The following is an 11486-nucleotide window of genomic DNA, read 5'->3' on the forward strand; positions in this document are numbered from 1 at the left end:
GATTGCGGCTAAATCATTAGAGAAGCAAATTACATTATGTGGTAAATGTATTGAGGTGTGCCCATATACCAGAAAGTATACTACCTTTGACAGTAATGTTTTTATGAAAAGATTATGAAAAAGTAATGAAGTCTTATATTTAAGATAGAAGTCGAAACAAATTTACCAGCTTCACATTATATTTAAAAACACAAGTATTGAAACAGATAAATTCTTTGTAGAGTTAATTCGCTATTGTTTACAAATGGGAAGTAAAATATAATAAAATAACAAGGGGGAATTCGGATGAAAAAAACATGTATTTGCTTCATTATGTTATTGATTTTCTTATTATCAGGTTGTAACTCCAATAATACAGACACAGTAAAGAATGTAGACACAGTAAAGAACGTAGACACAGTAAAGAACGGAACTTATATCATGGAACAAAAGGGAACAAATGCACTCAATATTCCACGTGTTACCATTTCTGATGAGAAAATTTCATTCTCCTATGATTCATTAAGCAGTTATTTTCCACTGGGAACTTATTCAATAGCTAATGGTGAATTAACGATGACAACAGATGATAGGAAGTATACTTATGTATTTAGAATAGAGGGTAATAATCTTATTTTTTTGAAAAATAAATCGTCATCAGTAGGACTGATAGATGATAAATTGGGAGGCAAGATAACAGATAAAGTTAAATTTCTTCTAAAAAGATGATTAATTTTAGAAGTTAAGTAGTTTCGCTATATTGTACAATGAGGAAGTAACCCGACTTCCCATTGTATTTATGAAATAAAGACTTACACAGAGGCAACTTCCAATTTGAAGGGATTCTGAACTGCACATTATATTTACAATAGATAAGATTATGAGTAAGTAAAGTAAAGTAACATAGAAACCGGAATTCGGTAATCAAAACATTAAATATTTTCTAGTTTAAAAGGAGGAGCAAGTAATGACGTTTTCGAATATTTTCTTTGCAGCTATATGTTTGTTGTGTTCATTATCTTTTGGGGCAATAGCAATTTGGGCATTCAAGAGCAAAGGTCCAATACACTTTTGGTCAGGAAGTACTGTAAGCCCAGAAGAAATAACTAATATTCCTGCGTATAACCGCGCGAACGGTTTGATGTGGTTAATTTACACCATTTGCATGGTTGTGACAAGTATATTATCGCTTTTCAGTATCTTAATAGGTGTGATTTTACTTGTGATTATTTGTGTTCCTGGCACTATTGCTTTAGTCATCGCTTATAATCGGATTTACAAAAAATATAGAAGCACATCAACTACTCATCAAATTAATAATTCAACATCAAAGACGCCCAAATGGGTTATTATGGCTATCATTGCCTTTGTGGGCATAATAATTGTTGTGGTAGTTACAATGGGGTATTATAGCGAAAAAGATCCTGTTGTAAACATTCTTGACAACAGGATACAAATAAAAGCCGTGTATGGTGTAAATATTGATTTTTCAGAAATTACCAGTATATCTCTTATAGAGAAAAGCATGGACAATATTGGCGTTGGTAGAAGGAATAACGGCTACGGTGGTTTAAGAGAAACGTTGAAAGGAAATTTTGAATCGGATATCAATGGTAAAACGTTACTCTTTGTTCAGGCGAAGACATCACCCACAATAAAGATAGAGCGCATGGACAAAAAAGATGTATATATAAGTCTCCGTAACAGCACAAATACAGAGGAACTATACCGTGAACTAATGTCTGCCATACCGTTAAAATGAGTATTCGTCTTTATGCTTTGTAAGGGAGTTATTATGATAGAAACAAGAGATTTAATTTTGGATAAACCCCAATATGATGATTGGAAAAACATGTACATAAATTTATGGAGCCAAGACGAAAGTGCGAAATATATGCTGTGGAGGACTACAAAAACAGAAGAAAATGCTAAAATAAGAATTGAAAAAAACATAGCATATATGGCTAGGCATCCGGAGAGCTATTTAGTATATGAAAAATCAAGTGGAGAAGCTATTGGTTTTGCAGGTATGGAGCAAATTGCTGAGAACGCTTATGAAGATACAGGCATTGCAATCGGGCCTAGATTCGTAAGAATAGGGTATGGGAAGCAAATCCTTATTGCATTAGTTGAGCAAGCATGTAAAAAGTATGGAGCGACAGAATTTATTTGTTCTTGCCGTAATGCAAATGTGGCATCTGCAAAACTTCAAATATCATGCGGATTTATATATACATATTCAGAGGAAAGAAAAGATCCATATACAAGAGAAAATTACATTTTAGATGTTTATAAATTAAAAATGTAACGATAACTTCGATGTTGTAGGGCAGTTGAGCTTCCAATTATATTTATTAAGCTATCATTTTAACCCAATCCAAAAGACATATTATTTATATAATACACTGAAAATAGAGTAGGATTAGTTATAGATTTTGAATCAGAAAATATTAGTGAACCATCAATGTTTACAAATCACGAATCCTAGTGAATTGGTTTCGTCTATAAGGAGCGAATAATGAAATTATTTCTAACAAGTAGTATCGGAGGAAGCTATAAGGAAAATGGAAGAAGAATTCCTTGTGCATTAATGAATGAAAATCATTTTTTGGACCACATCAAGAAATATTGGACTAATAATTCAAAATGTCTATTAGTCAGTGCTGAGCCAGATAATCAAGAGTTGAGTAATAGCTTAAAGATAGTATTTACCGAGGCATTTAAGCTTAGTAATCTTTCATTATCAGAAATGGATGTATGTGATAGACGAAATGATAATGAAATTGCAGATTCCATATATGATTATGATGTGATAATGCTAACAGGCGGTCATGTCCCTACCCAAAACCAATTTTTAAGCAGAATGGGTTTAAAAGAATTATTGAAAAGTTATAAAGGCATTATAATCGGTATCAGTGCTGGAAGTATGAACTGTGCAGATGTTGTTTATGCACAACCAGAATTAGATGGTGAAGCTGTTAACTTAACATATGAAAAATATCTGGAAGGACTCGATTTAACAAAAATAAACATTTTACCTCATTTTCAAGAAATAAAAGAACAAACATTAGATGGGCTTCGCATATTGGAGGATATCTCATTACCAGATAGCAAATCAAGGCCATTTTATGCATTGGTTGATGGTTCTTATATTTTTGTAGAGAATAACAACTCAACGTTATATGGAGAAGCATATTGGATTCATGAAGGTGCATTGACAAAGATCTGTGAGAGGGATAAAAATATTGTGCTTTAACAATCAGATAAAACTAAAAAATAAAACTACAGACGGTCGAACCACTGCGTTAGCAGTTTAGTGCTATATTTATGACTAGTATACAATAAAGAGAGGTACTAATTAATGTTAGGGATGGAAACACACATGTTAGAACGGAACAGATAATACTGAAAGCCCTTATTATGGATCATACTCTGAAATATCTGAAAACGAAGCGATGAAACTAATCGAAAATATGTAATACCACCAATATGTAAAACGGTTCGGTGATATTATAGACACTAAATTAAGATTCTTAGAAACTAGGTGCTTTTGTTATGCATTGAGTTGGAATAATAAAATAAATCCTATACTTATGACGCAAGCTAATTCCAGCTTATGAGCATAATTAAGAGCTGATCCAACTTCTCATTATATTTACAATAGATAAGATAATAGTAAGTAAAGAGACAGATAAAATATGTAAGAGATTGAAAAATATTGGATGAAATAAGTAAAATAAAGGAAATAGGAGAAATTCATTATGATCAAAAATATTACTATTGGAGACTTAACGATTGACTGTACTAATGCTTGCCGTGCCCGTGACTTTTACGCCGCGCTCACTGGGTGGGAAAAGACCATAGCCTTTGGTTGCTTGGCACTTAAAGCCTATAATGGCATGATACTTCTGTTTGCAGAACCGGATGACATACCTTATGTTCCACCAGTTTGGCCAGAAGAATGCGGCATGCAACAGAAGCAAATGCACTTCAACTTTCAAGTGGACGATTTATCCGCAGCCGTTGAGGAGGCACTGCGTCTCGGTGCGTCAAAGTCTACCGCACAATTTGGCGTGGATCATTACGTGACGATGCTCGACCTCGAGGGGCACCCGTTCTGCCTATGCAGAAAATGAGCAAACTGAGAAGTAAACGGACTTCTCATTATATTTATTAACATTTGGACATACATAGCTACATGTAAGCGGAATAATAGGAAATAAAGTAAATCCAATATTGGAGAAATTAATGAATAAATATGAAATACTAATTAATGCATTAAAAGTTGTACATGTTCAATTTGATCAAGGCCTTACGGATAAAGAAATTGAACAAATAGAAAATACTTACGGTATTCAGTTTCCTAAGTCGTTAAGAGAAATGTATCAAATTGCTCTACCTATTTCTGGCTCATTTTATAATTGGAGAGATTTTCATGAAAACAATATTAGAAATATACAGGGAATGTTAAACTGGCCTTTAGAAGGAGTTCTGTTTGATATAGTGGAAAATGATTTTTGGGATAATAATTGGGGGGAAAAACCTATTGATCTGTTGGATGCAAAACATAAATAAATGTATAGAAAAAATGCAAAGAGCACCCAAGTTGATCCCGCTATATGGGCATAGGTATATCCCTATAGTAACTGGAGTTGATAATCCACCAATTTTTTCAGTGTATCAAACAGATGTCATATACTATGGAATTGATTTAGAAAACTATTTTCGTAATGAATTTTTAATCATGTCGAGGAGTGTTTTAGATGATGCAAGGAATAATAATGAAATTACCATTATTCCTTTTTGGAGTCAATTTTGTTTTTACGATTAAATACAAATACGAAGTATAGAATTATAATAAGAAATGAGATTAGTGGATGTTATGGAAAAAAATTATTAAATGTTAAGGAGATATTGCCTAATGATATATGAAATTATAGACGAAAAGTATATCCCAAAACTTGCAGAACTTTACGTAGAAACATATAATTCACCGTCTTGGAATGACGAATGGACTATAAGTTTAGCCACACAAAAGTTATATGAAATGATTAATTGTCGTGATTCGTATGGGCTTATTTGTTTGGACGATGCAAGCAGAATTGTAGGTATGATTGTTGGAAGTAGTGAAGTTTACTACAACTGCAAACAGTTTTTTATAAAAGATTTCTTTGTAATTCCAACTTTGCAAGGTAAAGGAATTGGCTCAGGCTTGATGAAAAAATTTGAAAGTCAACTTAAGGGCAAGGGAATTGATAAAACCTATTTGTTCACATCAAGAACAGATAGCACAGAGAATTATTATCAGAAACGAGGATATAAAAATTGGAATAGTATGGTTATAATGGGTAAGAACCTTAATGAATAGTATAAGCATAATCCGAAGTGAACTTTAATATACACGTTTATAATAGCGAATTTAAAAGGAGTTTCCAGCCAAATTTAGATACGCAGAAAGCCTATGTAGAAGATATTCATGATGAACGGTTTCATCATGAAATCTATTTAAACGATTTTAGAAAATGTAGTCCAGAAAAATTAAAGACGATAATTCGTCATCCGATTAAGCTAAATGCTTAAAGTTTTAAACAAAGAGGGTAAGAGATTGATAGAATCAATATATGGAAATCTTAAGTTAAAAAAAAGAATAGATTATTTGTTAGTTCCATTAAAGATCTTATATTTTATATTTACTTTACTAGCTTTATTAATTTTATTATTTCGTGATTCAGTTTTTCCTATTTACCTTTCAGATTCCTTATTAAGTAAAATTATTTTACATATTATTTTAATATTCTGTTCTATTTTAGCTAACGCTCAAATAATAATATTATTTAATGTAATATTTAATTAGTGATTACATATTAGAAAATAATGTTGCCGCTAGCTAATTTGAATTTACAAGAGAAGATAGTTCGCTTTTGTTTGTGATTGCGAATAAACAACTTCCCATTATGAATATTAAGAATAGGCAAAGTAAAAGAAAATTTGATTTTATATACCGAATTACTAAGGCGGTAGCAGAAACATGGCAACGTGGATTAGTCACATGATGATAGCTGATAATTTATTGAATAGAGGATTGGATTTAGATAAAAATGGATTCTGTGATGGAATGGAGTGGAGAAAGGTAACATGTTAGAAGTAAAATTTTATGATTCAATAGAAGACGCATTACTAAAATTTGCAGTGATAATAGCAAAATCAGATGGAAAGTGGGTGTTTTGTAAGCATATAGACCGAGTTACATATGAAGTTCCAGGTGGACATAGAGAAGATGGAGAAAACATCTTAGAAACTGCGAAACGAGAGCTAGGTGAAGAAACAGGAGCTATTGACTTTACAATTAAGCCAGTATGCGCTTATTCAGTTGAAGGAAAAATTCGAGTAAATGAAAATGTAGATGAAGAAACATATGGGATGCTGTATGCAGCCGATATTACTTCTTTTGAAAATGAGCTTCACAGTGAAATAGAAAGAATTCTTATTACGGAAGAATTGGTTGATAATTGGACATACCCATTGATTCACCCATTGTTGATTGAAGAAGCCACCAGAAGAGGTTTTATATAAATACAGTTCTAGCAGGAGGATAGATTATGAGCCGATACAAAATGTTGTTGTTTGATTTGGATGGAACATTATTAACAAGTGAAAAGAAGCTTTCGGAACGTACACTAAAAGTTCTTAAAAACTATAAAGAATACGGCTTTAAAATAGGTGTATCCACTTCTAGAAGTGAAACAAATTCAATGACATTTTTATTGGTATTGGAACCAGATGTTTTGATATCAAGTGGCGGTGCATTGGTAAAGAATGATTTTGAATATATTTATACAGCAGAGTTTTCGGTGTTAGAAACAAGACGGATGATTGAGTTGTCTAGGGAAGTTTGTGGGGATGATTGTGAAATTACAATGGATACAATCACAAATCATTATTGGAATTATAAAGTAGATCCCAAGAATTTGGATCAAAGCTGGGGAGACAGCCTTTACACAGATTATTTTGATTTTAATTTGCCAGTATTGAAAATGTGTGTCGAAATATTTGAACCAGATATGGCAAAACGATTAATGAAGAAACTTCCGGAATGTGATTGTATTCGATTTTCTGATGGGAATTGGTATAAATTCACAAAAAAGGATGTGACAAAAGAAAATGCAATTCTTAAAGTATGCGATGCGTGTGGATTTTCTACAGAGGAAATTATAGCCTTTGGTGACGATTATGCTGACATCGGAATGTTAGAACTTTGTGGTCTGGGAGTGGCTATGGGAAATGCTATAGAGAAAGTGAAGAATAGAGCAGATATAGTTATTGGAACAAATGATGAGGACGGAATTGCTGATTTTCTCGAGAATATGGATGGAATTGTATAATTAAAAAACTGTTTTGCAACTTCCTATTTTATTTATTATGGGGGATAAGTATGGAATAGCAATAATGCGATGTTGAAGTGGATTAAAATAAATATATTATTGGTTATTGATGTCTTTCAAAAGGATGTATAAAAAGCGAGAGATATCATAACAATGGGAGGTAATCTAAATGAATATGAGAATTATTGATGATATCACGAATTTTATTTTTATTGATGATACTTTGGAACAGGCAGATGTGATTATGATACCAGGTGGTTCGTATCCTGAATTACCAGAACAAGCTGCGAAATTATGGAATGACGGTTATGCGCCAATTGTCACTCCGTCAGGTGGGGTTAGTATCAAAACTGGCAAGTTTAACGGAGTAAAAGCAAAAAGAGAAACATATAGTAAGAATTATTTAACAGAATGTGAGTTTTACACAGATGTATTGTTAATCAATAGTGTTGAGGCAAGTAGTATTATCGGTGAAAATCAATCTGGAAACACATCAGATAATGCTCGATTTTCTAAACAGATTCTTGAAAGTAGGAATATTTCCCCTAAATCAGCAATTATATGTTGTAAAAACTTTCACACACGTAGATGCCTTATGTTCTATCAATTTGCTTTTCCAAATACAAAATTAATAATCAATTCAGTTCCATATTCTGAAAATGGACAAGATATCAGTAGGGAAAATTGGTATAAAACAGATACTGGATTAAATCGTGTATTAGGCGAACTTCATCGTTTGGGAAATCAATTTAGTTCGGAATTTTTATTGTTGAAAGCTGGAGATTTATAATTGTATAGAAGATATTCTTGTGATATTTATTAAAGGTTATGTAGATGTAAAAGAATTTACTGATTAATCAGAATTTGAAGGAGTGATTTTGATGAAGATTAAAGAAATTACTATTGAATATTTAGAGAGCGCAGTGGGTATTGCGTATAAAGCATATCAGGAAGAATGCAAATACGTAAAAGAATTATATGAACAGGACTACATAGAGAATATAAGGAAAAGTATTGAGCCAATATTTAGGAGTGGGAAAGGTGTTATTTGTTTAGATGAAGGTAATCTATTAGGATATTTGTGTTATGACCATAAATGGGAATCTAAAGATGTAATTAATATTACAGTTCCGATTATTGGTAATGGAGCAATAATTACAAATAGATCGAAAATACTGTCTTTACTCTTTCAGCATATAGCGGAAAAAGAATGTGGAGGGAAGAAAGTACATTTCGAAATTAAAGTCTATGCTCATGATGTAGTAGCAATAAAGCTCTTTTCTTATTTACAGTTTGGGATCCAGTGTACAGAGACTATTCGGAATACTAATAAAATAATTTGTATAGAAAAACAAAATATGATTTTTGAACTGTCAAAATCCGAAATAGAAGATCGATGGAATGAAATAATGCAATTATATAGGAATTTAGTTTTACATTTACAGAAGAGCCCAATATTTTATCCGGGAACAGAATTTACTGAAGAGGTATATAAAGAATATATCATGGATGATGCCACAAGATTATTTATTGCTAAAAAGAATGATAGTATTATTGGAATATTAGATGCCAATAGCGATGGTAATAATTTTATTACTGCAGAAGAAGATACTTATAATATTGGAGATATATTTGTATCTTTGGAATATAGAGGCTATGGGGTTTCTCAACAACTGTTGCAGTATGTAAATGACACACTAAGGAATGAAGGTGTCAATAGAATTTGGGTAGAGCATGGGACAGCTAACCCTAATGCCAGGGGATTCTGGGATAAGTATTTTAATTCATATTTGTTTACTCTGATAAGAGATATTTGAAAGGAAAATTATATAAACTATAACTTTATGTTGATGATCTATATGAATGTTAATTATCAATCAATTGAGTTTCCTATTATATTTAAACTAAGAAAAATAAAAAGTTAAATTTGAATTTTGTAAAGGAATAATAGAATGAAAATTTTAATATTTGGCATTGTTGCGAGTGGGAAAACAACTTTAGCCCAAAAACTTTCTAATGAGTTGAAAGTACCATACTATGAGGGCGACAATATAGCATGGGGATTTCCAAAAGAAAAGAGATACAAGCGTTCCAATGAAGAGCAAGAAGAAATTATAGAAAAGATTAATAAAAAAGGCAATTGGATAGTTGAGGGAACATATCGTGAAAGTCAGAAAGTTTTATATAAGTATGCAGATAAAATTATATTCCTTGATACGCCTTTGTATATAAGAAAATTTCGGATTATTTATAGATTTATTAAGCAACAACTTGGTATAGAAAAGTGCAATTACAAATCTGATTTTAATATGCTTAAACATATGTTCAAATGGTCAAATGATTTTGAAAATAAGAGGAAGGAGTATGAGGAACGTTTAATGGAATATTCAGATAAACTTATCTGGATAAAGAATTCGAAGGAATTGGATGGAAACTATAAAGTGCTTCTTCAAACTAAAAGAAAAATCTAATATGTACGAAAAAAGGGAAGTTTGTTTAATATAATAAGTGAGGTTGTTAAATGGAAATAGAATTGAAAAAATGGTGTAGTACTTATAAATTTGATTTAATAAAATTATGTAATGACGTTGATAGAAGCTGGATTTACAGAGCAATTTTACATGATGGAAAGTTGATTGGAAATATATCAATAGAAAAAAAGCATGATGTTTTTGAGAAAGATGCAGAGATTGGATATATGATGTCTGCCGAAAAGTATGATTACGGGTATACTACTATAGCAATTTCGCATATATGTGAGATAGCTTTTAATGAACTTGATTTAAAAAGAATTACAGGACTTGTATATGAACCGAATAAGGCATCGAGGAGAGTACTAGAAAAGAATAAATTTGTACTCGAGGGTATCATGAAAGATGCTGTATATAAGAATGGAAATACATACAATCTATGCATTTATGGTAAATACTTTTAAACTTGACTTGTGCAAATCAGTAAACTGCGCATTATATTTATTACCAACATACGAAATTATTTATAATTGTAAAAGTATGAGTTATACAAATTTAAATAAAAGAAAGAATTAATATAATTTTATAAGAGGAAAAAACATATATGAAGATACAAGATAAATGCATACCATGCATAGTCAATCAAGCAATAAAGGTTGCAGATATGGTTGGATTAGAGGATAAAAATCAATTATTAAGAAAAGTTTTTACATATCTAAGTCAGGTTGATTTTAATACATCGTCAACACCAGAATTGATTGGAGAAATTTTTGCTTTACTAAAGAAGGAAATAGGGAATGGAGATCCATACAAAGAAACCAGAGTATATTACAATAAAATGTTTATGGAACAGGTTTCTGATTTAGAGCTAGAGATTAATGTAGCCGAAAATCCATTTTTAGAGGCTATTAAATATGCAATTATAGGAAATGTTATTGATTTTAATCCAATTCATGATCTGTCGCTTTCTGATATTGAAGCTTGCTTTTTACGATTAAAAGGGGAACAGTTAGAGATTAATCATTCAAATCTTCTGATGCAGGAAATTAGTAATGCAGATACAATTCTTTATCTGGGAGATAACTGTGGTGAAATCTGTCTTGATAAGATTTTAATTAAGAGAATCAAAGAATTAAAGCCATCATGTCATGTATTCTTTGGTACGAGAGGAGAAGCAGTCGTGAATGATTCAGTGGAAGAGGATGCTTACTTGGTCGGAATTGACGAATATGCAACTGTCATTAGTAATGGGGATTCGTCAATGGGAACTGTTTTATATAGAACATCAAAGAAATTTCAAGAAATTTACCGGAATGCAGATATTGTGATTGCAAAAGGGCAAGCAAACTATGAATGTCTAAGCAATAAGAATGAGAATATTTATTTTCTGCTATTGACAAAATGTGGTGTAATTGCGAATGATATCGGAGTTCCAGAAATGAAGATGATTTGTATGAAAAATGGGAAATAACCATAAGATTATTGAATGTAAAATTCCAAGTTGGCTGGATGTCACAACTTCCCATTATATTTATGTGTTATATAAAATAAGCAACAGACAAATTCTTTAGGATAGAATCGATGATGGTGTAAACGAAAAAGCAGTTTTCACTCACCAGTAACTGCCCTTTCGTTTACATCATTTTCGATTTGT

14 protein-coding genes and 1 pseudogene are annotated in these 11486 nt (G+C 31.6%); all 15 read left to right on the plus strand.

Annotated features, from left to right (window positions below):
• The first annotated feature begins 285 nt into the window (after nucleotides 1-285).
• The 15 genes and pseudogenes from BMY18_RS20270 (at nucleotide 286) to BMY18_RS20350 (ending at nucleotide 11303) form a co-directional block, all read left to right on the plus strand.
• Nucleotides 286-708 carry a hypothetical protein gene (locus tag BMY18_RS20270; protein ID WP_092458307.1) on the plus strand — a complete coding sequence of 141 codons (423 nt, stop codon included), beginning with the start codon at nucleotides 286-288 and terminating at the stop codon, nucleotides 706-708.
• 238 nt (nucleotides 709-946) lie between these two features.
• Nucleotides 947-1741 carry a hypothetical protein gene (locus BMY18_RS20275; RefSeq protein WP_092458310.1) on the plus strand — a complete coding sequence of 265 codons (795 nt, stop codon included), beginning with the start codon at nucleotides 947-949 and terminating at the stop codon, nucleotides 1739-1741.
• A gap of 33 nt (nucleotides 1742-1774) precedes the next feature.
• A complete protein-coding gene (locus BMY18_RS20280; RefSeq protein WP_242941095.1) occupies nucleotides 1775-2287 on the plus strand; it encodes a GNAT family N-acetyltransferase in 513 nt (170 codons plus the stop codon).
• A gap of 210 nt (nucleotides 2288-2497) precedes the next feature.
• Nucleotides 2498-3235 carry a Type 1 glutamine amidotransferase-like domain-containing protein gene (locus tag BMY18_RS20285; RefSeq protein ID WP_092458316.1) on the plus strand — a complete coding sequence of 246 codons (738 nt, stop codon included), beginning with the start codon at nucleotides 2498-2500 and terminating at the stop codon, nucleotides 3233-3235.
• Between the two features lie 505 nt (nucleotides 3236-3740).
• The gene (locus BMY18_RS20290) at nucleotides 3741-4115 is read left to right on the plus strand and encodes a VOC family protein (RefSeq protein WP_092458319.1); all 375 of its coding nucleotides are present in this window, start codon (nucleotides 3741-3743) and stop codon (nucleotides 4113-4115) included.
• Nucleotides 4116-4227: 112 nt separating this feature from the next.
• Nucleotides 4228-4554, plus strand: coding sequence for an SMI1/KNR4 family protein (locus tag BMY18_RS20295; protein WP_092458322.1), 327 nt, complete (start codon nucleotides 4228-4230; stop codon nucleotides 4552-4554).
• A gap of 346 nt (nucleotides 4555-4900) precedes the next feature.
• Nucleotides 4901-5347, plus strand: coding sequence for a GNAT family N-acetyltransferase (locus BMY18_RS20305; RefSeq protein ID WP_170841524.1), 447 nt, complete (start codon nucleotides 4901-4903; stop codon nucleotides 5345-5347).
• 86 nt (nucleotides 5348-5433) lie between these two features.
• Nucleotides 5434-5559, plus strand: a pseudogene (locus BMY18_RS21745) (GyrI-like domain-containing protein); the annotation flags it as partial.
• Nucleotides 5560-6114: 555 nt separating this feature from the next.
• Nucleotides 6115-6552 carry an NUDIX hydrolase gene (locus BMY18_RS20320; RefSeq protein ID WP_092458334.1) on the plus strand — a complete coding sequence of 146 codons (438 nt, stop codon included), beginning with the start codon at nucleotides 6115-6117 and terminating at the stop codon, nucleotides 6550-6552.
• A 26-nt stretch (nucleotides 6553-6578) separates the two neighbouring features.
• On the plus strand, nucleotides 6579-7361 hold the full coding sequence (locus tag BMY18_RS20325) for a Cof-type HAD-IIB family hydrolase (RefSeq protein ID WP_092458337.1): 783 nt from the start codon (nucleotides 6579-6581) through the stop codon (nucleotides 7359-7361).
• Between the two features lie 169 nt (nucleotides 7362-7530).
• On the plus strand, nucleotides 7531-8151 hold the full coding sequence (locus BMY18_RS20330) for a YdcF family protein (RefSeq protein WP_092458340.1): 621 nt from the start codon (nucleotides 7531-7533) through the stop codon (nucleotides 8149-8151).
• Nucleotides 8152-8242: 91 nt separating this feature from the next.
• Nucleotides 8243-9178, plus strand: coding sequence for a GNAT family N-acetyltransferase (locus BMY18_RS20335; protein ID WP_092458343.1), 936 nt, complete (start codon nucleotides 8243-8245; stop codon nucleotides 9176-9178).
• 135 nt (nucleotides 9179-9313) lie between these two features.
• Nucleotides 9314-9832, plus strand: a complete 519-nt coding sequence (locus BMY18_RS20340; protein ID WP_092458346.1) for a P-loop NTPase family protein — start codon at nucleotides 9314-9316, stop codon at nucleotides 9830-9832.
• 50 nt (nucleotides 9833-9882) lie between these two features.
• Nucleotides 9883-10296 carry a GNAT family N-acetyltransferase gene (locus BMY18_RS20345; protein WP_092458349.1) on the plus strand — a complete coding sequence of 138 codons (414 nt, stop codon included), beginning with the start codon at nucleotides 9883-9885 and terminating at the stop codon, nucleotides 10294-10296.
• 140 nt (nucleotides 10297-10436) lie between these two features.
• Complete coding sequence (locus BMY18_RS20350) at nucleotides 10437-11303, plus strand: damage-control phosphatase ARMT1 family protein (protein ID WP_092458352.1); 867 nt, start codon at nucleotides 10437-10439, stop codon at nucleotides 11301-11303.
• The last annotated feature ends 183 nt before the right edge of the window (nucleotides 11304-11486 follow it).

The organism is [Clostridium] fimetarium (assembly GCF_900111235.1).
Lineage (GTDB): Bacteria > Bacillota > Clostridia > Lachnospirales > Lachnospiraceae > Clostridium_N > Clostridium_N fimetarium.